The organism is Mucilaginibacter sp., from assembly GCF_025359345.1.
Classification (GTDB): Bacteria; Bacteroidota; Bacteroidia; order Sphingobacteriales; family Sphingobacteriaceae; genus Mucilaginibacter.
Genome location: NZ_JANYGQ010000032.1, coordinates 26,286 through 52,503 on the forward strand (window position 1 = coordinate 26,286; position 26,218 = coordinate 52,503).

A 26,218-nucleotide genomic window follows, 5' to 3' on the forward strand; every position below is an offset into this window, starting at 1 on the left:
ACAATCGGGACACTTTTATATATAAACTCAATGCTGGCATAATATTAGCGGTAAATATCAAGTCTTGTGCCCTCCTAATTTATGAGCAAAAAAATATTAATTATTGACGATGATCCTGACATTTTAGATTTACTTTCTTTAATATTAGTTGAGGGTGGTTACGAAGTTCGGATGTTATCTTGCGGTGACACTGTATTTGATGATATTAAATACTTTCAGCCAGACTTGTTATTAATGGATGTAATGCTGGCCGATATGGATGGCCGCGCGATTTGTAAAAGTATAAAGGAAAATCATTTGACTCATTTCCTGCCCGTTATTCTTATCTCCGGGACACATGACCTGGCTGAATCGCTGCTTCTGCCAGGAGCCCCAAATGATTTTGTAGCAAAACCATTCGATATTGACTATCTCCTGCAAAAAATTGAAACGCAATTAGCAGCTTGATGGTGTCTAAGTTATTTGGGTGAAGAATCATAATTTATTAACAGTCTATTTTTTACGGCCTATTTTTTAAATTATTGTATGGATTATGCCAACCCAGCGAACATTATGATTATTGACGACGATGAAATCAACAATTTTATCGTTGAAAAATTAATAAAGAAGGTATGCAAAATCACCAAAATCACCACTTGCACTGATACCACGAATGCAATAGACTTATTATTAAGTATAAACAAGGAATCAGGTCGCTTACCTGAGTTTATTTTCCTGGAATTGTTCTCTCCGTCAATGAATGGTTGGGATTTTTTAGCCGAGTACAGTAGGCTTAATCTTGATAAAATTATTGAAAGTAGGATCATTATCTTAACCTGTTCCATTTTCCAGCGTGATATTGACCTGGCATTAAATCATACATATGTAATTGATTACATCACTAAACCCGTCACTACAGAACGCCTTAAATCCCTTTTTGCAAAATCATGTAGCGCACTACTATGAATTGGTCTATGACACAATTAGTTTTTAATTGCTGTAATTAACGGTGGCGGCCGCGCTGTCAAGGCCCGGGTTCCAGTGGTAGGATTATGCTACCGTTTTCCCTAATTTAAAGCTACAGTTCCATGAACCGTTCCTAACCTCGAATAAGACATCTTCGTTTCTTTCCGGGAAATGTTGCTGAATACATGCGGTGATCTGCTCTTTTGCCTTACTATAGGCTAATCTGAAATCTTTTTCATTATCCGGGAGATTGATAATAATATGATCCCTGAATACATCCAGTTGCCAACCGGACGAACATTTTTCACGGATGATGCTTAGCAAGTTTTCCTGTTGTATTTCCATTTTAAATAAGACATGCCTACTGGATACGATGATCTTTTTCCTGCCAATAAATCAGTTCTATAAACAGCTTATTATCAATAGCTCGTTCTGCTCTTTTCTTTTCCAGTTGTTCCTTTCGCTGCTTTTCATCCATATCAGCCGATAAGGACAGATAGGCAATCACATTGCCGGTCTGGGAGTTAATAAACTCGTAATGAAGTTCCTGCTTCATGATAAATGCGTTTTAAATTAAATGTAACAATTCCTGGCACTCGATGGCTAAGGTGATAGCCTGTTTTAATCTTTCATCCAGTCCTTGGCCTAATAGCATAGCCCAGCCTTGCGGTTCATATTGCAGCCAGCAGACCAATGAATCATGAGCTATTTTACTACTGAGTGCTACTTTATAAAGGGATTGGTTATTGCTATAAGTCACTTTCAGCACTTTTGTATTATGTACCTGTCCTAAATAACTAAATGTTATGATGAATATTTTGTGAGATGATAGCCTATTTTGAATTTCAACCAGTGTTTCTTTTAAGTCCGAAGAAAAAGAAATAGGTACGCCACTAATAAGTTGATCATGATCAGTTACTGTCCGGCGTCGTGTACCAGGCACAGTTTTTTTCAGGGCAATGATAGGTTTTGGTGCTTCGGAAACTAACATATATAGAAACAATTAAATTAAAAATGCAAAACCATGCTTATGATGCAGGCAAAAGAGAAGAAAATGAGAAACATACCCGTATAAAATATGGGTACGGCTACATTGGTAACTAAATTATACCTGATATGTTTTCAAATCGTATAAAAAAGTCTTCCAGGTTATCAAACCTTTTCAGGACTTTGATTTAAACTAATGGCAGGGTAAACCAAAAAGTGCTGCCTTTACCTAATTCGCTGTCCACGCCGATTTGCCCACCGTGCCTTTTAATGATCTCTGCACTGATATACAATCCCAATCCTAAACCCGAATATTGCATACCGCTGCTGTCTACCCGGTAATAACGGTCAAACAAATAAGGCAGCTTTTCAGGAGGAATACCGGGGCCTTTGTCGCTAACAGACACTTTAGCCATATTATTTATTTTTTCAATCTTAGCATGTATTTCTTTAGTGCCAGGTGCATATTTGATGGCGTTATTCACAAAATTAACGACCACCTGGTCAATACGGTCTGAATCTGCATGAACCATTAATTGCTTATCGCCATCAGTGATGATGGTATATTGACCTTCAATCCGTACATGCTGACAGCAATCGGCGATCATTTGCGCTATGGTAAAGGAGGTTTTATTCAAGTGAAGTTGTCCCTCGTTCAATTTATTGGTGTTCATCAGGTTTTCAATAAGCGTGGTTACTCTTCCCATGCTTTTATTTGCCTGTCCGATCAGGGTCGCCAGCATTTTATTGGGATTATCCTTCATGCGCTCTAATAGTTGCAGAGAAGCCTTCAGCGTAGTGATAGGTGTCTTGAGCTCATGACTGGCAATACTCATAAAATCATCCTTTTGTTGTTGTAACAGCTTAAGTTCATGAATATCTGTTGCCGTACCGACCCATAGCAGGGCCTTATCCTCTTCCTTATTAATCGGCATTAAACGGCTTAGGTGCCAACGATAAATACCTTCGGCACTCTTAATGCGGACTTGAAATTCACCACCATCACTGCTTTCCCGGATGGCCCTGAATTGATCTAATGTAAATTGCAAGTCGTCAGGATGAATTGCTTTGCGCCATCCCCATGTTTTGGTTTGCACGTGATCAAGCCCGGTATAATCGTACCATCCCTGGTTATAAAATGTAATTTCACCGCCAAACGTATTTGTCCAAGCTATTTGTGGCATTGTTTCCATCATATTACGGAAACGGTTTTCACTTTCCGCTAAGGCTTTTGTACGGTTTACTACTCTTTCTTCCAGTTCCTGGTTTAAGAGTAAGAGGTCATGATTGCTAACCCTGACTTTTTCTTCCTGCTTGATAACCAACTGGGTTTGTTCATTCAATTCCTTATTTGCCTGTCTTAATTCTTCGGTTAATTGGGCCAGATCTTCTGCTCTTCGTTCCTTCTCTTCGTTTTGAATGACCAGTTCTTTATTGGCAATGATCAATTCTGCGGCACGGTTTTCTTTCTCTTCGTTTTGAAAGGCTAATTCTATGTTAGCTATAAGTAATTCTGCCGCCCGGTTCTCCTTCTCACTATTTTGAAAAGCCAATTCAACATTAGCAATGAGCAATTCCGCTGCCCGATTTTCTTTTTCACCATTTTGAAAAGCGAGTTCGACGTTAGCGATGCGCAACTCAGCTGCCCGATTTTCTTTTTCGCCGTTTTGAAAGACCAACTCTTTATTAGCAATAATTAATTCTGCGGCACGGTTTTCTTTCTCACTATTTTGAAAAACCAGTTCATTGTTTGCAATAACCAATTCTGCCGCCCGATTTTCTTTTTCACCATTTTGAAAAGCGAGTTCTATGTTAGCGATGTGTAACTCAGCGGCCCGATTTTCTTTTTCGCCATTTTGAAAAGCGAGTTCTATGTTAGCTATGAGTAATTCTGCGGCACGGCTTTCTTTCTCACCGTTCTGAAAAACCAATTCTTTGTTAGCAATTACCAATTCTGCGGCACGATTTTCTTTCTCTTCATTTTGAAAGACCAGTTCTTTATTTGCAATTACCAATTCTGCGGCACGGTTTTCTTTCTCTTCATTTTGAAAGACCAGTTCCTTATTAGCAATAACTAATTCTGCGGCACGGTTTTCTTTCTCCTCGTTTTGGAAAACAAGTTCCTTATTAGCAAGGAATAATTCCGCTGCTCTATTTTCTTTCTCTACGTTTTGGAAGGCGAGTTCTTCGTTAGCAATAACTAACTCTGCAGCACGATTTTTTTTTCCTGCCTTTTGAAAAGCAAGTTCCACATTCGCAATTACTAATTCTGCGGCACGGTTTTCTTTCTCTTCGTTTTGAAAAGCAAGTTCCTTATTAGCAATTACCAATTCTGCGGCACGGTTTTCTTTCTCTTCGTTTTGAAAAGCAAGTTCCTTATTAGCAATAACTAATTCTGCGGCACGATTTTCCTTTTCTGAATTTTGAAAAGCAAGTTCCTTATTAGCGATGATTAATTCTGCTGCCCGTTTTCCCTTCTCTTCGTTTTGAAAAGCAAGTTCTTTGTTAGCAATAACTAACTCATCCGACTTTCTTTTATCCATTTCCTGTCTTTAAAAAGTCGGTTTGTTTTAAAATTGTACACTACGGCAGTCGTGTAACAGTAGGATTGAATAATTGTTTTTTTTAAATGAAAAATAATTCGGCGAATTTCAAAAGCGAACTCAGCTACACCGGCGATGATCCTTTGTTGCAGAAAAACTCCCGACATTGCTTAATAAACATACATTCTAAAATTGAATTTTTTAGTTAAAAAAACCTCAAATAAACTGAAATAAAACACATTTTTTGTATCTTTGACACATAGCATTTGCAGCTATACCAAGGTAAATTAAAAGTGGTGAGTAATTCGGTGAGTACAGAATAAAACCCATTGTAACATACTGAAATAGAGCGGTCTTTAATGGGGTTACAAATCCCTAGCTCTCCGCTGAAGGAAACAATATTTGTTGTTTCCTTTTTTTATGATTTGATTTTTTACATTAAGCCTCAAATCAAAAAGTTAAATTTGCCGGTATGTTTTGGTACGAAGATGAAGTAAAACGACTGGAAACAATCGGCCGGCAAACAGGATATAAAGCCGGGACAATTTTCTATGGCAGCTCAACCATCCGGCTATGGGATAGCATGCAGAGCGATCTTCCCGACCTGCAACCTGTTAACCTTGGCTTTGGCGGTTCAACGCTAGCCGCCTGCGTTTGGTTCTTTGCCCGGGTAATGCATGGCTATAAGCCCGAACGGTTAGTTGTGTATGCGGGCGATAATGATTTGGGGGATGGCCGGCATCCCGAGGAAATATTTATCTTTTTTCAGCAATTGGCTGCTGTTGCCAAACAGCATTTTGGCGACCTGCCATGTTATTTCATTTCGCTAAAACCAAGCGTAAGCCGGTGGAACATTGCAGACCAGTTTAGGTTTACCAACGGCCTGATTGCAATGGAAATAGCCGAGCGCCTACCGGGCTGGCAATATATAGATGTATTTACGGCTATGCTCAACGCTGACGGACGGCCCAACCAGGACTTATTTTTAGACGATGGCCTGCACCTCAGCAGCCAGGGGTACAACCTGTGGAAAACAATTATTGCCGATAAAATATGTGTCGATTGTTAATCCAGCATTTATCTTCAGTTAACACGTTTTAAGGACATTTGCCCGACTAAGCCATACCAATGAAGAGGGAGTATCACAAATGGTATAGCGATCGGATGCAACGGGAGATGGAGTTGCTGGTTTTTGGGCATAGTGGAAGAGCGATACTATTTTTCCCTACCCGCATGGCCCGTTTTTATGATTACGAAAACTGGGGCATTGTTGATGCCCTGCGGGAGCGTATAAATAACGGCGAATTCCAGCTGTTTTGCGTTGACAGTGTCGACAATGAAAGTTTTTACAATAATAACATCCACCCGGCAGATCGGATCAGGCGGCACCTCCAATACGAGCAATACATTCTAAAAGAAGTAGTCCCGTTGATGCAGTCACGGAGCAGCGGCAGTCAATTGCAAGTGGCTGGCTGCAGTATGGGCGCTTACCATGCCGCCAATTTTGCATTAAAGTATCCGCAGCTTTTTAAACGTTTAGTTTGCATGAGCGGGCGATACGATCTTACCCAAAAAATCGAGGACTTCAGGGATCTTTTTGACTCCTATCATAACGAAGATATTTACTTCAACATGCCGCAGCAGTTTTTGCCGAACATATCTGACTGCACACTTTTAAATTCGATACGCTCGATGGAGATCATTGTAGCTATTGGGGAAACAGACCCTTTTATAAACGACAACCGTTACTTTAATCAAATGCTTTGGGCAAAAGGCATCACCAATCAATTTTATGTATGGAGCGGTTTTGCACACCGGCCCAGGTACTGGCGGCAAATGGTTGCGCTATATTTATAATTCAGCAGATGTAATTGGCGTTGATTGGATATTCAGCGAGGTCGCGCAAAATCGAAAAAGTTCCAAATTTTTTATCGATCATTTTATGATTGGCAGATGAATAGATTTTCTTTTTCTATTTTCGGATCAATCTTCTTGTGGCTTATTTTATGAAGAAAACAAAAACTACGCTTCCTTATTACACAGAAATCAACGATTTCCTGGCTTCTATTCCATGGCCGGGCCGCACAACTAATCCAGATTTTTACTGTTTGCGGTTAAGGCGACTCGATCAGGATGTGCAGGTATACAGGCCGCCTTTTAAACGTTCATTTTATTTTTTTGCCCTGTTCTTTAATTCCGGTAAGATTGAGGTTAACTACGGTGATCAGACCATTCATGATCCTGATTCGTACCTCGTATTTCACTCGCCCAATCTTGTGTATAGTTTTGCTCATAACAACAACCTGGAGGGGTATGTGATTTATTTTAAGCCGGAATGCTTCTCATTCTTCAAACCTGACTTTCACCAGCAATTTCCCCTGTTTGATGTGTTACATACTAACTTGTTTAAGTTTGACCATGCAACCTTTAAACAATTAGTTTCGCATTTTGAAGCTGTATTTAACGCTTATGAAAGGTCGGCCAAAGCACAGCATATTGAAGCACGGATACAGCTACTTGGTTTGCTCTACCACCTGGAAGACTTTGCGTCGGAGAAGAAAAAGGAAATTCCCCGGGCTACAACGCAGCAGATCCTGTTGCGTAAATTTATCCAGTTAATTGATAACCATTATATTAATAAGCGCACCGTGCAGGAATACGCAGATATGCTTTCAGTTACAGCCAATTATCTCTCTCAATCAGTCAAAAGTGTTTCGGGGAAAAATGCGCTTACTTTTATTGCCGAACGCCTCGCGGCCGAGGCCAGATCCCTCATTCAATACACCGATTTTGAGGTAGCTGAGATTGCCTATCAGCTCAATTTTTCGGACCCCGCTAATTTTGGCAAATTCTTCAAAAAACAGGTAGGCTTGGCGCCCTCAGAGTTCCGGAAACAACGCAAGTAATTAAATTGACCTGTTTACCCAAGTTTTCGACCAAATTTCCTGCTTTGGTTTAAGTTTTTTTGCGTGATAAATTAAATATATCCAAAACAATCAGTTTAAAAACATGGCAACTAAAGTATTTATTAATCTACCTGTGACGAACCTGGCTAAGTCTATGGCGTTCTTCCAAAATTTAGGTTTTTCTTTTAATCCGCAATTTACCGATGAAAAAGCCGGATGCATGATTGTGAGCTACAGCATTTTTGTGATGCTGCTGACCAGCACTTGTTTCAAGTCGTTTATAGATACTGAAATTTGCGACGCGCATCAGTCCACCGAAGTACTTATTGCACTTGACGCCGCATCGGCAGACGAAGTGAAACAATTTGTCAGCAAGGCCGAATCGCTGGGCGGAAAGATATACGCCGTGGCAAAGGACCACGGTTGGATGTATCAACACAGTTTTGCCGATTTGGACGGTCACAAATGGGAAATGGCCTATCTCGATATGAGTCAGTTCCCGCAATCGTAAACTGTTAAAAAATTAAACGTTATGAACTACAATTCAGCATTAGATGCTTATATAGCCAACTCGGAAGATTTTGCAAAACCCATTCTTGAGCACTGGCGCCGGCTTATTCATGAAAATTGCCCGGGCGCCGAAGAGAAGATAAAATGGAGCCTGCCCCATTTTGATTATAATGGCGATAATATGCTTGTAATGGCATCCTATAAAAATCATTGCTCCTTTTCCTTTCTGAAGGATGGACTAATGACGGACCCGCGCCTGAAGGCAAACAAGGACTTGAAGCCAATCCAAAGATTTTTGGGGAAGATCAGCAAAATAAGCGATCTTCCACCAGATGATGAATTTATAGCCATGCTTAAAGAGGCAGTGCAGTTAAATGAAAGTACCATCAAGATAAAAAGGGAGAGGCCGGAATCTGATAAACCTAAGGTACTGGAAACACCCGATTATCTGTTGGCAGCATTAGCAGCTAATCCTAAAGCAAAGGAAGTTTTTGAAACCAAATCCAACTCTTTCCGCAAGGAATATATTATTTGGATTACTGACGCCAAAACAGATGAGACGCGACAAAAAAGGATAAGTGAAGCTTTGGAATGGATAGCCGAAGGAAAAGGCAGGTTTTGGAAACACCAAAAATAGGCATCAGTAAAATGGCACCTTATCACAAAATTATTAAAAATAGAAACAAGAAATAGGCCAATTATTTCTTGTTTTTATTTTTCTGCTATCTCCTTGATTACTGCCTGAATCGAATTAGGTGTTCTAATCGAAGGGAAATCGCGTTTAAAATAGGAGGCTCCTCTGGAGTTTTTTGTACTTGCTTTTTAATTATCTTCAAACCGCCCCGTTTTTTTTGTCAATCGTATTTTATAAATAATCAATTCTACTTTGCTTTCTATATCGCCGGGGTTTTTAGTGATGCCATGCCATGGGTGGTCAGAGGGGTTATTTGAAAGCGGCATAATCCGGTGAATCAGTCCCTGCATTGTGCGCTCGCGTTCATCAGCATCCGTTATTTCTTCAAACTTACCCCAGCTAATTACACTTTTCCAACGGAAGATGTTTTGAATTTCGTCAACCTCGAAGCAGACATTTGGATTCTTGCGCATCATTTTAATTTTTTTTCCGGCAGACGAATGCCCATAAATGTAAGTACCATCGTAAACGTAATTGACCGGTACGATGTACGACACCCCTCGCACGCAGCAGGCAATCCTCCCGGTTACCTGCTTTTTAAGCATATCTTCTATTTGTAGCTCGCTCAGTTTACCTAACATGATAGTGTTTTTTAATCAATGTAAAATTAGTTCGATACAACCTGGCAAAGATGACAGGTGTCATTATTTACGCTGATTATTATCATGTGTTAATGTGCACTTGGGACGGGGTTTTAAAATTTGTTGAGAGTTAACCATTTGTGATGTAAATCAGTAATTCTCATGAGTGTTGTCATTAAGGGTGGCAGGGCTTGCAGCCTATCTTTAGGCTATGAAATTCACTGCAAACGTCCGCGAGTTTTTTGGAGAGACCGGCAACCTGGCCGAGTTCACAGGCCGGTTTTTTTCAATCGGAATAAAGCCGCGGTTTGAGATAAAGGAATTATTTAACCAATGCTACCTGATTGGTTATAAATCGCTGCCGCTAATAGCGCTTACCGGGTTTATTATGGGTCTTGTGCTTACTATGCAGTTACGCCCCTCATTGGTAACCTATGGTGTAGAATCGCAATTGCCGGTAATGGTCGGTATTGCCATAGTGCGGGAGATAGGGCCTGTAATAACCGCTTTAATATTTGCCGGCAAAATAGCCAGTAGCATAGGAGCCGAACTGGGATCGATGAAAGTGACAGAACAGATAGATGCGATGGAAGTAGGGGGCACTAACCCCTTTAAATACCTGGTTGCAACCAGGGTATTGGCAACTACAATGATGTTGCCCGTGTTAACTGTTATGGGGGACGCAATTTGTTTGTTTGGCGCCTACATCGGTGTTAATATCCGTTCGGTAACCAGCTTTCATTTGTTTTTTACCCAGGTATTTCACAGCCTTAGTTTCGGCGATTTATTACCTGCTTTTACAAAAACATTCTTCTTTGGATTTGCCATCGGCATTGTGGGCTGCTATAAAGGTTACAATTCAACCAAAGGCACACAGGGAGTAGGCAATTCCGCTAACTCGGCAGTTGTACTATCGTCTGTTATGATTTTTCTAATCGATCTGCTGGCTGTTCAGTTCACTGATATTTTAGGGCTTAATTAATATGGAAGCTGTTATTGTGATAGAACATTTATATAAAAGCTTTGGGACCAATGTGGTGTTGAATGATTTTAGCCTGGAGGTTGGGAAAGAAGAAAATGTGGTAGTGCTGGGCAAATCAGGATCAGGCAAGTCGGTTCTTATTAAATGTATTATTGGCTTACTGAGACCCGACAGCGGAACAATTAAGGTGTTTGGTGAAAATATTCCGGATCTTAATCATGAAGAATTAGACAGAACGCGGACAAAAATAGGTTTCCTATTCCAGGGGAACGCACTGTACGATTCTATGACCGTGCGGGAAAACCTGGAGTTTTCACTGCGCAGGCATTGGATTGACTTTTCGCAGCAAAAGGTGGATGGCCTGGTTATAGAGGCCTTAGAAAATGTCGGCTTGCCCCATACCGTTGAAATGATGCCGGCGGAATTGTCAGGAGGGATGCTCAAACGGGTCGCCCTGGCCAGAACGATGATCCTTCAGCCGGAAATTATTTTGTACGATGAGCCTACTACGGGCCTCGACCCGGTAACAGCAAGAGAAATAGATAACCTGATTTTAAAGCTTCAAAAAAAATATCATACATCATCAATCATTATTACCCATGACATGAATTGTGTGAAAAACACGGCAGACCGTGTGGCGCTTCTACTTGATGGGAAATGTTATGCACAGGGCAAATATGACGAGTTTGAACGCTCAACAGATCAACACATAAAGCAATTTTTTGAATAAATATTATTATGGCAAACCAGGGAGAAAACAACCTAAAGCTCGGTGTATTTGTATTGGCAGGACTAATGGTACTGATCCTGGCTTTTTATATGATAGGCAAAAATCATAACCTGTTCGGTAGTAATTTTGCGGTCAAATCGCACTTCTCAAATTTAAACGGTTTAACCGAAGGCAGCAACGTGTTATTTTCGGGCATACAGGCCGGTACAGTCAAAACCATAAAGCTGCTTAACGATACTACCATAGAGGTTACTTTATTAATTGATGATAAAGTTAGGGCATACATTCATAAAAATGCGGTTACCGCCATCGGCACCGAGGGTTTGATGGGAAATAAAATCGTAAATATTTTGCCTTCACCCGGAGAAAGCCCACGCATTGAAGAAGGAGATCTGCTGGCCAGTCAGAAAAATATTAATATGGACGAAATGCTGCAAACCCTGGCTAAAACCAACACCAACATTGCCGGCATATCTGATGCCTTAAAGATTACTGTTTTACGAATTAACAAGAGCGCCCTCATGGATTTGCTTAATGACGACGGCATTGGAAAGAGTTTAAAATCATCGTTACGACACATTAATCAAACCACAGCAAATGCAGGTGAAATGACCAATAGCCTTAATACATTGGTAGCACAGATTAAAGCAGGCAAGGGTGGGGCTGGAATTCTACTGGCAGATTCAAGCTTCGCGAAAAACTTACGGGAGGCTATGCTGCGAATTCGCATGGCAGGCGAAAATGCAGACAAGTTAGTTACGCAGTTGAACAGAGACCTGACAGGGAGCAAAGGACCCTGGAATGTTTTGCTAAAAGATTCAGCTGCAGCCCAAAACATAAGCCGCAGCCTCGAAAATATTGAAAAAGGCACCGATGGCTTTAACCAGAATATGGAAGCTTTGAAGCATAATTTTTTATTCAGGGGCTATTTCAAAAACCTGGAAAAGGCAAAAAACAAGAAAAATACTTCTAAGTAATGGACATATTAAAAAGTAAGCCGTTGCTCTGTTTTTTATTTATTAACTATGCGTCTGCGACCTTTGCGGCAGACAATCTTAAGTATTTAAAACCTTCGCGATCATGAAACTCAGGATCGGATTTTTGATGCTTAAACTCATCTTTTTATGTTTTTTACCTGCATTGTCGACAGCTCAGGCCCGGTCAACAGATACTTTAAGTAAACCAAAGTTCGGCCGTGCGGCCCTGGAGCTAGGATTGGCTGAAATTTCACCATATGTCGTAGACAGGTATATCAGACATGCCAAAGTTTATTATATATCTTTTAAAACTTTAAGTAATAATATTAAACCATCCAGTTGGGCTTTTGATAACGATCCCCTTGGCACTAATCAGTTTGGGCACCCTTATCATGGTAGTTTGTTTTTTAATGCGTACAGGGCCAACGGGTATAGTTTCTGGCAAGCCGCACCTGCTGCACTTGTGGGTAGTTATATATGGGAAACTGCTGCTGAAAATCAGCCACCGGCAACAAACGATTTTATCAATACAGGTTTTGGTGGGATCGTATTGGGCGAGATGACGTATCGCCTGTCTAACAAAATCGTCAATAATCGCACACGCGGCGTTAAACGCCAGGTTAGCGAAGTTTTTGGGATGATAGTAAACCCAATGAATGGCTTAACCAGGATAATGAATGGGAAATGGGGTAAAGTGGCTCCCAATTCACCGGAGCGCGACTCTTCTGTTATAAACGCGGAGTTTGATCTCGGCATACGAAAGATTAATGGAGGAAAACAAGGGGGCGACTTTGGCTGGTTCGGACATATTAAACTTTTATATGGAACACCATATGAAGACTTTAAAACCCCGTTTAGCAATATTTCAATAAATACCGAATTTGGAAAGGACGATTCTACAAAAGTGAACATTATCAGCGTGTACGGTTCATTAATAGGCTGGCGCATCCGGTCGTCCGAGGATTTTCGCCATTTGGTAGTATTATCGGCCAACTACGATTATATTAACAATCAGTCGTTTTTTTATAGTGCGCAAAGTCTAAAGTTTAACCTGTTCTCGGAGTTAAAGCTGGGAAAAATTTGTAAAGTAAATACAAACTTTGGTACCGGGCTAATAATATTAGGGGCAGTACCAGACAGCTACATGTATTACGGCCGTAACTATGACTATGGTATGGGTATAGGAGTAAACGCCGGCGGAAGTGTGGTATTCGCCAACAAGTTTTATTACACATTAAACTACAGGGGAGGCTGGTTAAAAACCGTTAACGGGAATAAGTCTTACTATTTTTTACACACCCTTTCCAGTGAAGTGAGGTACCGGTTTGCGGAGAGGTTTTCTGCATGTGCCGAGGGCGGATATTTTACACTGCATGGCCATTACGTTCGCTTTGCAAATGTAAATCGCAACTATCCTTATTTGAGGATATCTGCCAGGTATGATATAAGTATCCAATAAATTAAAACGATGCAAACAGTAGGATTAGTACTTTCTGGTGGAGGAGCCAGGGCAATCGCTCACCTTGGGCTTTTACAACTAATGGATGAAATGAGTATAAAGCCCGGTGTAATTTCTGGCGTAAGCGCCGGTGCTATTATCGGCGCCTTATATGCATCAGGCATGGCTCCTAAACAAATATTGGACGTTGTTAAAGAAAATAACAGCCTGGCTAAAATCGTGTTGTCTTCCGGCGGGCTGTTTACTGCCACAGGTCTGCAACAGATATTAAATTCGGCATTACCTATGGATGATTTTGACAGGCTCTCCGTTCCTTTATATGTAACCGCTACCGATATGATTAGCGGGACTTCAGTAACTTTCTCTAAAGGCCAGTTAATTGATGTGCTGATCGGCTCATCTTCGGTCCCTGTGCTGTTTACTCCCAAAAAACATGGTCGACAGTACCTTGTTGACGGTGGTGTGCTTAATAACCTGCCCGCTGAATGCCTGGTGGGTAAATGCGATAAAATCATAGGTTCACACGTAAACCGCCGCTACAAACCAGCCAAAAATTTGGATAGGCTTCATGTATTCGATCAGTGCTTTCATATGGCCATCGCTAAAAATGTAGCGCAAAACTCCGCTTTATGTGACATTTTATTTGAGCCGGAATTGGATAAGTATAGCATGTTCGATATCAAATACGCTGACAGGTTATTTGAACTTGGTTATCAAACCGCTAAAGAGAATAAGGCGCTGACTATGCTGGCTGAAACTGTTCATCAGCAGACATTTGAGTTTATACCACAGGTAAATATGGTCAATGATGACAACAGTCAGTTAAAAACCTGATAGATATCATGGGGTAGAGGCAAGCTGTTCACTTAATTTGTGTATCGGTTTTCGAGTTGAAAACAATCATTGAGCAATCTGTGATTAGAGAGTATTTATCTGCGAACTATGAAAAAAATAAGTGCCGTTTTTGATGGCTTACAATTCTCGGGAGGCACGCTGACCTATGCAATTAAGCTTGCCGAAAGCAGTAGCGCGCTATTATCTGGCGTTTTCCTTGAGTCTTTCCTATATCATAGTTATGGATTGTATGACTTGGTTGGAAGCCAGGGAGTTTCTGAGGCAAAAATAAAATGCCTGCGCGAAAACGACTTAGAGACAAGACTAATCTCGTCTGTTGTTTTTGAGTCGGCTTGCAAAAAAGCCGGTATTTCTTACGCCATTCACCACGACAAGAACTTTGCTTTGCAGGAATTACTTAAGGAAAGTATTTACAGCGACCTTGTTTTGATAGGGGCGGATGAGAACATGAGCCATATTAACGAGAAAGCTCCAACCAATTTCATCCGGGACTTTTTAGCCGAAACGCAAAGTCCTGTACTAATCGTTCCCAGGCAGTACCACGAAATTGAAAAAGTTGTTTTGCTCTACGATGGAAAACCTTCGTCTGTGCATGCAATCAAAATGTTTAACTATATGTTGCCGTGGATGTGTGACAAGGAAACGGAAATAATCTCAGTTACCGACGCTAAAGAAGCCCGGGAGCTCCCTGACGAGAACCTCGTACGTGAATTTATCCAATGCCATTATCCGAAGGCAGTTTATACCTTATTACAGGGCGACCCGGAAGAGGAAATTTTAGACTATCTTAAAAATATCCCCAAAAATGTCCTGGTAGTTCTTGGCGCGTATCAGCGCGGTAATGTGTCGCGCTGGTTTAAAACCAGCATGGCCGACTTGCTAATGAAAAATACATGCAGGCCATTGTTTATTGCACATCAAAAATAGAGGCCCTTAATCATGGAAAAAATATTAGTCACCACAGACCTGTCTGCCAAATCGAAATCTGCGATCCAGTTTGCCATTACCCTGGCGAAATCAAGAAAGGCTGAGCTTATTATTTTGCACGTATACCATTTAGTAAGGCCATTTAAATGGACCGACGAGGCATACAGCGAGTACTGGCAGCGCTTTAAAAATAGAACCATGCGTAAATTAACGGCATTTACTGCTGAGCTATTTGGCACTGCGGGGCCGAGCGTGCCATGCCAAATGGTGCTGCACAGCAATATAGATGTAGTCGACGGGATTATGGAATATGCTGAAAAGCACGATTGTGCTTATATCTGCATCAGTACAAGGGGCGCCGGCAGGCTAAAGAAACTATTTGGAACGCATACCAGCAAACTAATCAGCCACTCCCCGGTACCGGTTCTGGCTGTTCCGAGTTTTTATCATGTATTGGAGTTAAAGCATATCCTTTACGCAACAGATATGACAGATTATGAAAGAGAACTGGAAAAAGTAGTCGCATTTGCGCGGCCCATCGGTGCGGATATCGATATGATCCACATTGCGTATCCGTATGAATTTCAACCAGCTGAGCAAATCATAAAGGAGTTTGTAAAGAGGAAACTACATTATCCTGTTAACATTCTTGAATGGGAAAGAAATATCACTCACACACTATTAGAGGATATTGATGCCGCAGTTAAATCTAATAAACCATCATTGCTGGCACTATTTACACACCAATCGAGGCCGTTGTTGGATAAGTTGCTATTACCATCTAATGCTAAAGCTTACTCATTTTATAGCAAGGTTCCGTTGCTTACATTTAGTAAAACAGAAAGCAATAAATAAAACCAGGTCAGCTGGCAAATAATAGTTTTATAGTTTAAAAACGTTTGTTATGAAGACGATCCTGGTGCTAAGCGACTTTTCAGAAAATGCTGGCCACGCTGCTAAAACTATTGCCCGGCATGCCAAAAGTTTAAGTGCCGATATTTTGCTTTATAACACTTATTACGACCATCCAATTCTTCCGGATTATTCCGGCGGCCCTTGGGTTGCCGAAGCTTTTGTTTTAAGTAAAAGCAAAAGTGAGACTCAATTAGGCGAACTCACTATTCAATTAACGCAAGTTATTGCCGAATTAGCCGGGGACGGCTTTAAACCGCAGATATCCTTCCTATGTGGCGAAGGAGCGCTCGGTAAAAACATAGCAGCTGTCATCGCGGAAAATGATGTAGAACTGGTTGTAATTGGCAATAGTACGGATAGCACAATTGACCACCTGATTTTTGGCAGCGATACTATGGACGTGCTTGATCATGCCCCTTGCCCGGTACTGATCATCCCACCAAAGGCAGAGATGCTTCATTTGAAAAAAGTAACACTGGCTACAGCATTTGAGTTGTCGGCCATTAATGCTATTAACTACCTGGGCAACCTTGGGCAAAAATTAAATTTTGAACTGGAGGTTGTCCACGTTTCAGTTTTTGAGGAAAAGGACGACCCGGTAAAGGAAAAAGCAATTCAGAACCATATTAATGCTATAAAACAAGCTGATGTAACATACAAGCAAATATGGGGGAAGGACGTTGTGAAAAGACTAAACAGGCTGTGTGCGGAAAACGGTTCGGATATGCTGGCCCTTATTCATCATCAACACGGTTTCTTTTCAACCATTTTTAGCAAATCCGCAACTGCAGCAGTAGTTGCGGGCAGTAATATACCTTTAATGGTTATACCTTCCGAAATGGAATAATGAAATTCGAATAAAAGACCATCGAACAAATAGCGCCCCCTCCATACAAAACCCCGGCCGAATAGCCGGGGTTTTTTATTTATTATATCGACCGTTAGCGGGTCGGTTAAAACTTATAAGCCAACGTTGTTAAAAGCTGGCGCGGGGCGATTGGTGTAATGCTGTAGTTATCGTGTATCAGGTAATTTAAAGTATTGGTAACGTTGGTTACGCTTGCCAGCAACGATATCTTTTTGTAGGTATACCCTGCTGAAAGGTCGAGCGTTGTAAAACCACCAACCGGAACCAACCTGCTGTAAGCCTGTGCCTGCCCAACGGTATTGTTGTAGCCAGCCATGCGGTTGCCGGTGTAAAATGCACTTGCACCAACTTTAAACCCTTTTAAGGTTGGGTTGGTAAATGTGTAAAATAGCGTGGCGTTGGCGGTACTTACCGGGCCGATAACCAGCCTTTCGCCTAATATCGGCGAACCTTTTAAACCCGTTGTTTTAGTATAACGTGCATTGTTGTACGAGTAACCTGTTATAAGGTAAAAATTCTTTGAAAGATGCCCTGTTACATCGATATCAAAACCGTCGCTGGTAGTTTCTCCGTTCAACTGTTTTACGGTATTGTCGCTGTTAACCGATCCGTCAGCTTTAAAAGGAGCAACTACAGCCAGGTTGCTGTTAATAATGCGGTATACGCTCACGTTGGCAATAATTTTGCCATTAAACAATTCATTTTTCACGCCGGCCTCGTATTGGTTAACCAGCGATGGCTTAAGACCTTGCCCGGTGTTAACATCTGTGCCGCTATTCACAATAAAGTTGTTGCTGTAGCTAACATAAATTGAGCTTGTACTAACCGGTTGGTATATGAACGCCACTTTCGGCGAGAAGGCGCGGTCGTAGCGGGTTATAGCTACGCCGTTTCCTGAAGTATGTTTTTGCAGGTACTGAATATCGGTTTGATATGTTTGTTGCCACGACCAGCGTATACCGGCCAGCATCTTAATTTTATCTGTAAAACTTACCAAATCCTGCACGTAGGTTCCTACACGGTACACAGGCGCTTTAATGCGTGCGGTATCCATTGCGTTTGGAATATCGGTGCGCTGCACATATTTGCCCAGGTCGATGGTGTTTATTTTATCGTAGGCATAGGTGCTTATGTTTTTGCCATCGATGCTGAAGCCATTGGTAATGTTTAAAACTTTGGTAACATCGGTTCCCACTAAAATTTGATGCGCGATTGAGCCGGTTTTAAATTTACCGGTTAAGTTTACCTGGCCGGTATAGTCATTTTCAGTGGTTTTTGCCCTGGCCAACCCGCGGTTCCATTCGCCGGTTGCGCTTACAGTGTTGGGCAAGCTCGCCTGGTACGAGTCGATATTGGTGCCTTGGGCCGATATGATAGCGTTTAAGTGCCAGTTATCATTAAACTGGTGATTAAGGGTTGCCATGCCCGAAAACTGGTTCATGTGGCTGTAGGCCCACGAGGTGTTGATATATTGCGAGCGGGGGACCATAGTTGGAATAGCCTGGCCGTTATTTAACGAACCTATGCCAAAATCAGGCGTCAGGCTTTCGCGCAGGTAGTCGCCTGAAATAAGCAAGGTGGTTTTTTTACCGAGGTTAAACAGTAGGGAAGGGTTTACATATTTCCGTTCGGTGTATACATGGTTACGGTAGCTGCCATCGTTTTCATAGACACCAATCAGCCTGAAAGCTATATTCTGACTTAACGGACCATAAACATCCACGCTGGGTTTGAACATGTTATAACTGCCATAACGCATAGATACTTCGCCGCCGGCATCAAATTGTGGCTTTTTGGTAACCATATTAATTATTAGCCCGCCAGATACGTTCCCATATTGCAATGCAGCGCTTCCTTTTAATATTTCTACCGATTGCAGCGTACTTGCTTCAGGAAAGCCTGCTGTGTTGGTTAATACACCATCCTTAAAGATACTGCCCGATGCACCTGTTATACCGATACTGTACCCTCGCGCCGAAAATGTTTCGCCTACGCCACCCCGGGTTTGCGTTGATGATACGCCGGCAACGTTTTTCACCGCATCGCCTAACCTGTTTATCTGCTGGTCTTCAATAACACGGCTGTTTACGGTTCCGGTACTTTGTGGTAAATCAAGCGCGCGGATATTTGCTTTGTCTAACGAAACAGGCTTAGGCGTTCTGTTTGCGCTGATAACAACCTCGTTTAGCTTTGAATAGGTTTCGGTCAATGCAAAATTTACCGTTACGGTTTTAGCGGCTATTACCGTAACCGGCTTTTCCTGGCTTTGGGTGCCGATAAATGAAACCACCAGGGTATAATTACCTGGCTTAATATTGCTAATCACGAAACTGCCATCGTCGGATGTGCTGGTTGAGCGGTTTAGTTCTTTAACAGATACCGTTACAAACGCAGCCGACTGCCCGTCAGAAGTTTTTACAGTGCCTGATATTTTCCCGGTAGCCAGGTCGTCATCGGCTTTAACAATACTGCAGCATATTAATAGCAGGAAAATGATACGAGTAGATAAGAGATATAGTGCTTTCATTCGTTATTTAGATTAAGTCTAATTAAGCGCAAAGATATAAGCACTATTTGGAATGGCAAATATTATTTAGAATTAGTTTAAATAATGATAAATTTAGTTGACGCAGACCTGTAAATCTTCATAAAGTGTTTATTTGATTTTGAAAGCAGAAGCCATATATTTATCCACGACATTAAAATATATCTGTTGCCAATAAATCACTTTAACCTTAATCGAAATTACAACTATGGGAGCCTGGAGCGCTGTAATCTTAGGTAATGATACTACTTGTGAAATTCATGAAAGGTTTCTGGAATTATATGACTTGGGGGAAAATCCTGATTGCATCGCCACAATTGTCCTCGAAGAACAAAAGGAAAATCTTGTATATGATAGAACAAACGTATGGTTAGGATTAGCGTTAGCCTGTTGGGAGTGTAAGGTGTTAACAACAGAGATATTTGAAGAAGTAGAAAAAATAGTAGATACAAAAGAAGATATAAAATACAATGAAGAACTAGATGCAGATGCGGCCTTTTTAAAAAAGCGGGAAAAAGTGTTAGAAGATTTTATTGTTAAGATTGGCAAACCTAAGGAAAAAGCACGGGCAAGAAAGAAGATTCCGGTTCAAATAGAATCACCTTATGTTTCGGGAATGTGTTTATCATATAAGAATTCAAGTGGAAAGTATATTGGAATTTATTTAACTGAGTCTGAACATTTCAAAAATAGGGGGCAAATAACATTTTGGTTTTTGGATTTTGAGTTAGATACTGTTCCAGAATTGTCCATGTATAGTAATGCCAGGCTTTTTGGATTGAAAAAATTAGGACCCGAATGGGGCAAAAGAGAATATATGGGAAACGTAACTGATATCAGTTATGAAAAAGCTACAAAAACCGATTTTTTTATCAACGTTCCTAAAGTACTGAATGTTGTTGGTAAACTTGGGGTTTGCAACCACGCTAAGTTAACTAACAACTTCAGTAGCGGATTCAAAAATTTAAATGATAGCAATGATATTATTCGAGCTCTAGAGCAAATTAGAACAGAAGGGAAATCGAAGCATGCCGTATCAGACCTTACACTTTGTCAATTATTAGAGAAAATTCAAGGAGAGGGTTTATAGGATAGTCTTTAACTATAAATAATACATTTTAGCAGGATTTACGTTATTCCACAGGCCTTTTCCTGAACGTATTAAACATCGGTTTCACTTCCTTAATGTTCCGTTTGGAGTATTCGATGCTGGCATTCAGTTCAAAGCCAATCAGCAGGATAAGGGAGTTTAAATACAGCCAGAGCATCAATATGATGAGCCCGCCTAAGGAGCCGTATACCTTATTGTAGGATGAAAAGTTGTTGATATAATATGCAAACCCCAGCGATGTCAATATAGCCAGTATGGTAGCCATAATGGAACCCGTGCTTAAAAACTTCCATTTCTGTTTATTTGCGGGCCCGTAGCGGTAAAGCAGGGATATCGTCACAAAAAATATCGACACCACGATTATCCATCGCGCCAGCTTAAGCAAGTATATCCAAAAGACACTATCAGCCCCAATGTGCTTCTTTAAGAGGGCTATCAATGCCTCACCACCGGTTAATAAGGTAATTGCGACGAGTAACGCCACACTTATTACCACTGTAAGGGATAAAGCAATCCTTCGCCTCTTAAACCAGGTCCGCTTTTCAATAATTAATGAGGACCTGTTAAAAGCCTGCATTAAATTTACGATGCCATTGGTGGCGAAGTAAAGCGCTGAAACAAAGCCGATGGACAACAAGCTGCCATTATGTATCCGCACAATATCCTCAATGGTGGCCTCAAACGCCATGTAGGCGTTATACGGTAAAACCGTCGCCAAAACCCGCAGTAATTCTGCCTGGAAGTTTTTTATGGGGATGTAGGGGATAAGCGTAAACAAAAATATGGTGGCCGGGAAAAAAGCCAGCATAAAGTTAAATGCCAGTGCCGACGCTTTGTTAAGCAGGGTACGCTGCTGTATTTCGTGGGAGAAAAATGCCGCTACGTCATACAAAGGCAAGGGATGGAAGCCGGGCAATACATACCCCTTCGACCATTTAATGAACCTTTTGTAAAACCCGAACCGCAGTAATATACGATGTGCCCACTTCATTTATTGATGCTTTCAAATTTACCCCACAATGTTTTTGGTAGCCTCACCTAAATCCTCTCCAAAGGAGAGGACTTGACCTGCAGCCTTTTCATGACCCTCTCCTTTGGAGCGGGCAGGGTGAGGCGAACTACAAATCATTTACGGGTAAACTTACTCAAAAAAAGCTTTCAATTTATTTCTGAAATCTTCCGGGGCAAGGCATGGCCTATTGGTGGTCATGTTGATGAATACCAGCAGGGTTTCGCCGGTATTTATCAGTTCCTGTTTTTCGTTATAAAGCTCATAGTTAAAATGGATGCGGATGCGCGGCATCTCTTTCATAATTACCTTTACGGTAATTTCCTCATCGTAAAGGGCTGGTTTCAGGTATTTGCAGCTGAGTTCAACAACCGGCATCATAATACCCGATGCTTCCATGCCGCTGTAGGTTAACCCCATGCTGCGCAGCATTTCCACTCGGCCAACCTCGTAAAACTGGGCATAGTTGCCATAATACATGTAACCCATCTGGTCGGTTTCGCCATACCGCACCCGTATTTTGGTAGAATGCTCAAACATTACTTCCTGATGTTTCTGTCGTTAAGCGCCTTTTGGAATGCATGAGCATTCACCATATGGTCGGTCATGTTTGTAGCAAATGCGTGGTAGCCCGAAAAGTCGGCCTTGGCACACATGTAGATGTAGTCGTTATGTTGGTAGTCAAGTACCGCATCAACAGCATTTACCGACGGCATCATTATAGGACCGGGGGGCAGGCCGGTATGCAAATAGGTGTTATATGGCGAATTTATCGACAGGTACCTCGTTAAAACCCTTTTAATGGTAAAATCGTGTTCGGCAAAAATAACTGTTGGATCGGCTTCCAGTTTCATGCCTTTTTTGAGGCGGTTTAAATACAAGCCTGCAATGGCTGGCATTTCATCGTCGTGCAAGGCTTCGGCATCCACAATTGATGCCAGTACAGATACTTCAACCGGGGTTAAATTCAAGGCAGCTGCCTTTTGCTTGCGTTCGGGTGTCCAATACTTTTCGTAATTGGCATACATCCGCTTAAAAAACTTATCGGGCGTGGTGTTCCAGTATAGTTGATAAGTATTCGGCATAAACACCACGTATACGTTATCGGGCGTTAATCCGTATTGTTGCAGGTAGCTTGCGGAATCGAGCAGGCGTACCATCGATACCGAATCAGGTTCAAGGTGCTTGCCTACAAAGCCTGCAAACTCTTCCTTCAGCCTTAAATTATGGAACGAGAAGTTAACCGGTTCCTGTGTGCCCGAGGCCAGCATATTTATCAGCCGGCGATTGCTCATACCGCTTTTAAGGTGATAGCGGCCCGCCTTAACCCGGCTCACATAGTTCATGTTTTCGGCAGCTTTATAAAACGATGCCGTGTCTTTCACTATACCCTTGTCCTGTATGGTTTTATACACGGCGTTAAAATCGGCGCCGGTGTGTATGTAAAGGTATTCCTGTTTATCGGTAACGTTAGGGGTATAGTATTTTAAGTAATAATTAAGACCGGTAAAGCCCACTGCTATTATTAAAATTATCACCATAACTACCACAAACTTTCTGAAAGTATGGCCCGATGATGCTTTTTTATTAGTCATTTTAAAGTGTTTGTTGTTTTAATTTTTGGAGGGCCATTAACCCTCCGGTTAAGTTGCGTACTTGCAGGTAACCATTCCGCGTTAACAGGTCAGTTGCTGTCTGGCTGCGCAGGCCTGCCTTGCAAATAACAATAATTTCGTCTGTTTTGTTATACCCCAGTTGGTTTATGTTTTCATTAACCTTTGAAAGGGGAATGTTTTTACCGCCAATGTTATAGGTATGGTATTCAATTTCCTCCCTAACATCAAGTAGGTTTAACGTTTCTCCGCTTTGCAAGCGGTCGTGCAATTCCAGGCTATTGATTGATGGCATCTTTTTTACCCTGCGATACTGTAAGATTTATCCTGGTACCATTGCTGGTTTTGCTCGCCGAATCTGTTTTCATAGGCGATTGCGACACAACCACTAAACTGGTAGAATCGGTAATAGCGCCCTGGTAGGTGATAGTACCCACGGTAAGGCCACCGTTTTTTATCACAAATTTAGCAGCGTCAAGATCCTGGTTCACCAAATCGGGGATATCAACCTCGCTGGCGCCTTCACCGTTGCCCAACACAAGGTCTATTCGCGAGCCTTTGGGTATTTGGGTGCCCGCCTTTATGGGCTGACCGCCGAAACGCATTTCGAGTATCCGGTCGCGTGCTATATCCGACCTGTAAGTTGTGTCACCAACCTTAAGCCCGTAGTTCGCCAGCGTAGCAATAGCTTCGCGGTAGGTATAGGGCTCTAAATCGGGCATTTTAATGGGCGGCGCAAGCTGCGTTACCACGGTTAAATAAATGGTGCGGTTTTCTTTTACGTTGGTACCCGGGTCGGGGTCCTGCTCGATAACGGAGCCTGGTGTTTTGTCGAGCACGTAAACCGAATCTATCTTAACATCAAATCCCTGGTCTTTTAATATGCTGATGGCCTTGTCGGCTTGCAGGCCCTTTAACTGCGGAACCGGTACGCCTGTACCATGGCGGGTGTAAATGCTTAAGCCGAAGATGATTGCCATAAACACCACCACAACCACGCCAACGGCCAACAGCACATTAACGCGGAATTGCCTGGATTTTAGATATGCCCAAAATTTACTCATTTGTTTTATTAGGGATGTGTAGAAAAAATACAGTCAAACATAAGGATTTTTTTATTTCGGATGTCGGATTTTCCATGTCGGATTTTGGAACGGTCGCCTTTTTGAATTTTTACCTTCATTTGCAGGATATTATATCCACTCAAATTATAAATCCCTAAAATTTATGCCTGGTATAAAACTTAATTTATCGTTGTTTATTGCGGTTGTTATTGCCTGCCGGAAAAATGCGTTGCGAGTGGTACTTAGTAAAATATGCCATTTTGATGGTATTTCGACAGTTGAAATTTATCCCGTGGTTTGCTATGCAGTTTAACAATTAAAAGCACTGCGCAAAACTAAATCATGAAAACAATCCCTGCTTCATTTTTAAAAATAATAGGCGTTTGCCTGTTTATTTCATTTGCAATTGCAGCCTGCAAAAAAGATAGTAAAACACCAACCCCGGCAAAAACAACCGGCAAATTTACGTTTAAGCTCGACGGCGGCGCAGCCATAACAGTCGACTCTGCAAATGCCACATTATACAGCGTTGCTGCTGTAGGCCGAATGATGGATGTATACGCTTATAAAGGCGGAGTAGAAATACTGGAGTTTCACTTTGCACCAACAACAGGCAACAAAACAGCAGGCACAGCCCTTGGCACCGGTGCATTTTTAACCTATATGGAATCGCCGGTTTTAAGTTTCGATTCGCAATCCGGGTCGATAAACGTTACCACTTGCGATACGGTAGGCAATAAGGTTGAAGGCGACTTTAGTTTTGTAGCCAAACAATACCCGTACACCGGCGGTACCTCAAAATCAATTACCGAGGGGCATATGGTGTTTACTAAAATCAGTAAGTAAAATTAAAACAAAATCGTCATTGCCAGGAACGATCCGCCAGCTGGCGGACTACGTACGCTAATCAACGAAGCAATAAAACTGTGGTGACCTATCCGCCGCATTTAGGTCACCACAACTATACCGTAAAATGATTGTCCTATGTAGTCCGCCAGCTGGCGGATTGTTCCTCGCAACGACGTGATGTTGAGGACCTTATTTAGCCACCCACTTCAATAACCACTTTCCCATTAACCCCGCCACCAGAAACCAAATCCTGTGCCTGGGCGGCGTCTTCCAATTTAAAGGTTTTGGCAACCTGTGTTTTAATTTTTCCTTCTTCCACCAGTTTGGCACCGAACTCCAGTTTTTTATGTGACGGTGCGGATGAAATAAATTGCGCGGTAATACCGTACTGCTGTGCCAGTTCCTGCGATGGCGGCATTACAGCGCTTAGTAATTTGCCTCCTTTTTTAACTACCGCGAATGATTTAACCTGGGTTTCGCCGCCTGCAAGGTCAATTACCAAATCAACATCTTTTACCAGTTTGGTAAAATCCTGGTTTTTATAATCTATCACCTCATCAGCACCTAAAGATTTTGCCAGTTCGAGGCCCTTGCCCGATGCTGTGCCGATAACATAAGCGCCCAATGCTTTGGCCAACTGTATCATCACTCCGCCAACTGCCCCGGCAGCGCCATGTATCAGTACCTGCTGGCCTTGTTTCAGTTCGCCGCCTTCTACCAAAAATGAGTAGGAGGTAACCAACGGTATGATAAGGGCTGCGGCTTCGTTAAGTGTTACGTTTTTGGGTATTAAAGCTGCGCTGTCCTCTTTAACGACCACATATTCCGCGTATGTGCCGCCAAATGAGGACGCGAATACCTTGTCGCCCACCTTTAACCGTGAGACACCGCTGCCAACGGTTTTAACTGTTCCTGCAGCGTCCGAACCGGGTATCCATGGCAAATTAACGGGTACCACCTTCTGCATCGAACCTGAGCGCACCTTCATATCAAAAGGGTTTACCGTGGTGGCGGCTATTTTTATCAAAATTTCGCCGTCGCCTGGTTGCGGCTCATCGGCCTGCTTTAACTGTAGTACGCTTGAATCGCCGTATGTTTCAATTTGGATTGTTTTCATGGGTAGTTTGTTTAATGTTTTGTGTGGCAAA

At 41.9% G+C, this 26,218-nt stretch carries 29 protein-coding genes; 17 read left to right on the top strand and 12 right to left on the bottom strand.

Translation table 11 applies throughout. The features are described 5' to 3' along the window. The first annotated feature begins 81 nt into the window (after positions 1 to 81). Positions 82 to 447 carry a response regulator gene (locus tag Q0R52_RS20535; protein WP_295797843.1) on the top strand — a complete coding sequence of 122 codons (366 nt, stop codon included), beginning with the start codon at positions 82 to 84 and terminating at the stop codon, positions 445 to 447. A gap of 78 nt (positions 448 to 525) precedes the next feature. Further along, entirely contained in the window at positions 526 to 945 is a 420-nt protein-coding gene (locus Q0R52_RS20540; protein WP_295797845.1) for a response regulator, read from the top strand. A gap of 84 nt (positions 946 to 1,029) precedes the next feature. Here the strand turns inward: Q0R52_RS20540 and Q0R52_RS20545 are convergent, their stop codons facing one another. The 4 genes from Q0R52_RS20545 to Q0R52_RS20560 all read right to left on the bottom strand — a co-directional run bounded on the left by Q0R52_RS20545 (position 1,030) and on the right by Q0R52_RS20560 (position 4,475). Continuing rightward, on the bottom strand, positions 1,030 to 1,290 hold the full coding sequence (locus Q0R52_RS20545) for a hypothetical protein (protein ID WP_295797848.1): 261 nt from the start codon (positions 1,288 to 1,290) through the stop codon (positions 1,030 to 1,032). A 16-nt stretch (positions 1,291 to 1,306) separates the two neighbouring features. Beyond that, the gene (locus Q0R52_RS20550; RefSeq protein ID WP_295797851.1) at positions 1,307 to 1,501 is read right to left on the bottom strand and encodes a hypothetical protein; all 195 of its coding nucleotides are present in this window, start codon (positions 1,499 to 1,501) and stop codon (positions 1,307 to 1,309) included. Between the two features lie 12 nt (positions 1,502 to 1,513). Further along, a complete protein-coding gene (locus tag Q0R52_RS20555) occupies positions 1,514 to 1,936 on the bottom strand; it encodes a hypothetical protein (RefSeq protein ID WP_295797854.1) in 423 nt (140 codons plus the stop codon). 184 nt (positions 1,937 to 2,120) lie between these two features. After that, positions 2,121 to 4,475 (bottom strand): ATP-binding protein, encoded by a 2,355-nt coding sequence (locus Q0R52_RS20560; RefSeq protein ID WP_295797857.1) that lies wholly within the window; start codon positions 4,473 to 4,475, stop codon positions 2,121 to 2,123. A gap of 472 nt (positions 4,476 to 4,947) precedes the next feature. Between Q0R52_RS20560 and Q0R52_RS20565 the strand changes: the two genes are divergently transcribed. The 5 genes from Q0R52_RS20565 (at position 4,948) to Q0R52_RS20585 (ending at position 8,528) form a co-directional block, all read left to right on the top strand. Next, positions 4,948 to 5,544 (top strand): SGNH/GDSL hydrolase family protein, encoded by a 597-nt coding sequence (locus tag Q0R52_RS20565; RefSeq protein ID WP_295797860.1) that lies wholly within the window; start codon positions 4,948 to 4,950, stop codon positions 5,542 to 5,544. Positions 5,545 to 5,603: 59 nt separating this feature from the next. Beyond that, the gene (locus Q0R52_RS20570) at positions 5,604 to 6,332 is read left to right on the top strand and encodes an alpha/beta hydrolase-fold protein (protein WP_295797862.1); all 729 of its coding nucleotides are present in this window, start codon (positions 5,604 to 5,606) and stop codon (positions 6,330 to 6,332) included. A gap of 149 nt (positions 6,333 to 6,481) precedes the next feature. Beyond that, the gene (locus Q0R52_RS20575; protein ID WP_295797865.1) at positions 6,482 to 7,381 is read left to right on the top strand and encodes a helix-turn-helix domain-containing protein; all 900 of its coding nucleotides are present in this window, start codon (positions 6,482 to 6,484) and stop codon (positions 7,379 to 7,381) included. A 103-nt stretch (positions 7,382 to 7,484) separates the two neighbouring features. Continuing rightward, positions 7,485 to 7,892 carry a VOC family protein gene (locus tag Q0R52_RS20580; RefSeq protein ID WP_295797868.1) on the top strand — a complete coding sequence of 136 codons (408 nt, stop codon included), beginning with the start codon at positions 7,485 to 7,487 and terminating at the stop codon, positions 7,890 to 7,892. 21 nt (positions 7,893 to 7,913) lie between these two features. Beyond that, positions 7,914 to 8,528 (top strand): YdeI/OmpD-associated family protein, encoded by a 615-nt coding sequence (locus tag Q0R52_RS20585; RefSeq protein WP_295797871.1) that lies wholly within the window; start codon positions 7,914 to 7,916, stop codon positions 8,526 to 8,528. Between the two features lie 185 nt (positions 8,529 to 8,713). Here Q0R52_RS20585 and Q0R52_RS20590 read toward each other — a convergent pair whose 3' ends face one another. Further along, positions 8,714 to 9,166, bottom strand: coding sequence for a pyridoxamine 5'-phosphate oxidase family protein (locus Q0R52_RS20590; RefSeq protein WP_295797873.1), 453 nt, complete (start codon positions 9,164 to 9,166; stop codon positions 8,714 to 8,716). Between the two features lie 211 nt (positions 9,167 to 9,377). On the opposite strand from Q0R52_RS20590, the gene Q0R52_RS20595 reads away from it, so the two are divergent. From Q0R52_RS20595 to Q0R52_RS20630, 8 genes are all read left to right on the top strand, one after another. After that, positions 9,378 to 10,148, top strand: coding sequence for an ABC transporter permease (locus tag Q0R52_RS20595; RefSeq protein WP_295797875.1), 771 nt, complete (start codon positions 9,378 to 9,380; stop codon positions 10,146 to 10,148). A gap of 1 nt (position 10,149) precedes the next feature. Continuing rightward, positions 10,150 to 10,878: an ATP-binding cassette domain-containing protein gene (locus Q0R52_RS20600; RefSeq protein WP_295797877.1), complete on the top strand. Its 729-nt coding sequence runs from the start codon at positions 10,150 to 10,152 to the stop codon at positions 10,876 to 10,878. Positions 10,879 to 10,886: 8 nt separating this feature from the next. Next, positions 10,887 to 11,855, top strand: coding sequence for an MlaD family protein (locus tag Q0R52_RS20605; protein WP_295797879.1), 969 nt, complete (start codon positions 10,887 to 10,889; stop codon positions 11,853 to 11,855). A gap of 103 nt (positions 11,856 to 11,958) precedes the next feature. Further along, positions 11,959 to 13,314 carry a DUF3943 domain-containing protein gene (locus tag Q0R52_RS20610; protein ID WP_295797882.1) on the top strand — a complete coding sequence of 452 codons (1,356 nt, stop codon included), beginning with the start codon at positions 11,959 to 11,961 and terminating at the stop codon, positions 13,312 to 13,314. A 9-nt stretch (positions 13,315 to 13,323) separates the two neighbouring features. Continuing rightward, complete coding sequence (locus Q0R52_RS20615) at positions 13,324 to 14,148, top strand: patatin-like phospholipase family protein (RefSeq protein WP_295797886.1); 825 nt, start codon at positions 13,324 to 13,326, stop codon at positions 14,146 to 14,148. Between the two features lie 108 nt (positions 14,149 to 14,256). Next, positions 14,257 to 15,096 carry a universal stress protein gene (locus Q0R52_RS20620; protein WP_295797889.1) on the top strand — a complete coding sequence of 280 codons (840 nt, stop codon included), beginning with the start codon at positions 14,257 to 14,259 and terminating at the stop codon, positions 15,094 to 15,096. Between the two features lie 12 nt (positions 15,097 to 15,108). Next, positions 15,109 to 15,951, top strand: a complete 843-nt coding sequence (locus Q0R52_RS20625) for a universal stress protein (RefSeq protein ID WP_295797892.1) — start codon at positions 15,109 to 15,111, stop codon at positions 15,949 to 15,951. A gap of 49 nt (positions 15,952 to 16,000) precedes the next feature. After that, complete coding sequence (locus tag Q0R52_RS20630) at positions 16,001 to 16,858, top strand: universal stress protein (protein ID WP_295797895.1); 858 nt, start codon at positions 16,001 to 16,003, stop codon at positions 16,856 to 16,858. 106 nt (positions 16,859 to 16,964) lie between these two features. On the opposite strand, the gene Q0R52_RS20635 is transcribed toward Q0R52_RS20630, so the two are convergent. Further along, positions 16,965 to 19,406: a TonB-dependent receptor gene (locus Q0R52_RS20635; protein ID WP_295797898.1), complete on the bottom strand. Its 2,442-nt coding sequence runs from the start codon at positions 19,404 to 19,406 to the stop codon at positions 16,965 to 16,967. 226 nt (positions 19,407 to 19,632) lie between these two features. On the opposite strand from Q0R52_RS20635, the gene Q0R52_RS20640 reads away from it, so the two are divergent. Further along, positions 19,633 to 20,514, top strand: coding sequence for a hypothetical protein (locus Q0R52_RS20640; protein ID WP_295797901.1), 882 nt, complete (start codon positions 19,633 to 19,635; stop codon positions 20,512 to 20,514). Between the two features lie 43 nt (positions 20,515 to 20,557). Here Q0R52_RS20640 and Q0R52_RS20645 read toward each other — a convergent pair whose 3' ends face one another. The 5 genes from Q0R52_RS20645 to Q0R52_RS20665 form a co-directional block, all read right to left on the bottom strand. Beyond that, entirely contained in the window at positions 20,558 to 21,526 is a 969-nt protein-coding gene (locus Q0R52_RS20645; protein WP_295797903.1) for a YihY/virulence factor BrkB family protein, read from the bottom strand. Positions 21,527 to 21,676: 150 nt separating this feature from the next. Continuing rightward, positions 21,677 to 22,084: a thioesterase family protein gene (locus tag Q0R52_RS20650; RefSeq protein WP_295797911.1), complete on the bottom strand. Its 408-nt coding sequence runs from the start codon at positions 22,082 to 22,084 to the stop codon at positions 21,677 to 21,679. After that, positions 22,084 to 23,139: an endolytic transglycosylase MltG gene (gene mltG / locus Q0R52_RS20655; protein WP_295797914.1), complete on the bottom strand. Its 1,056-nt coding sequence runs from the start codon at positions 23,137 to 23,139 to the stop codon at positions 22,084 to 22,086. The genes Q0R52_RS20650 and mltG overlap by 1 nt, the downstream gene beginning before the upstream one ends. A gap of 1 nt (position 23,140) precedes the next feature. Continuing rightward, a complete protein-coding gene (locus tag Q0R52_RS20660; protein ID WP_295797917.1) occupies positions 23,141 to 23,452 on the bottom strand; it encodes a rhodanese-like domain-containing protein in 312 nt (103 codons plus the stop codon). Next, positions 23,436 to 24,221, bottom strand: a complete 786-nt coding sequence (locus Q0R52_RS20665) for a PASTA domain-containing protein (protein WP_295797921.1) — start codon at positions 24,219 to 24,221, stop codon at positions 23,436 to 23,438. Before Q0R52_RS20665 ends, Q0R52_RS20660 begins: the two co-directional genes overlap by 17 nt. A 342-nt stretch (positions 24,222 to 24,563) precedes the next feature. Between Q0R52_RS20665 and Q0R52_RS20670 the strand changes: the two genes are divergently transcribed. Further along, the gene (locus Q0R52_RS20670; RefSeq protein ID WP_295797924.1) at positions 24,564 to 25,067 is read left to right on the top strand and encodes a hypothetical protein; all 504 of its coding nucleotides are present in this window, start codon (positions 24,564 to 24,566) and stop codon (positions 25,065 to 25,067) included. 196 nt (positions 25,068 to 25,263) lie between these two features. On the opposite strand, the gene Q0R52_RS20675 is transcribed toward Q0R52_RS20670, so the two are convergent. Continuing rightward, the gene (locus Q0R52_RS20675) at positions 25,264 to 26,187 is read right to left on the bottom strand and encodes an NADP-dependent oxidoreductase (RefSeq protein ID WP_295797927.1); all 924 of its coding nucleotides are present in this window, start codon (positions 26,185 to 26,187) and stop codon (positions 25,264 to 25,266) included. Positions 26,188 to 26,218: the final 31 nt, after the last annotated feature.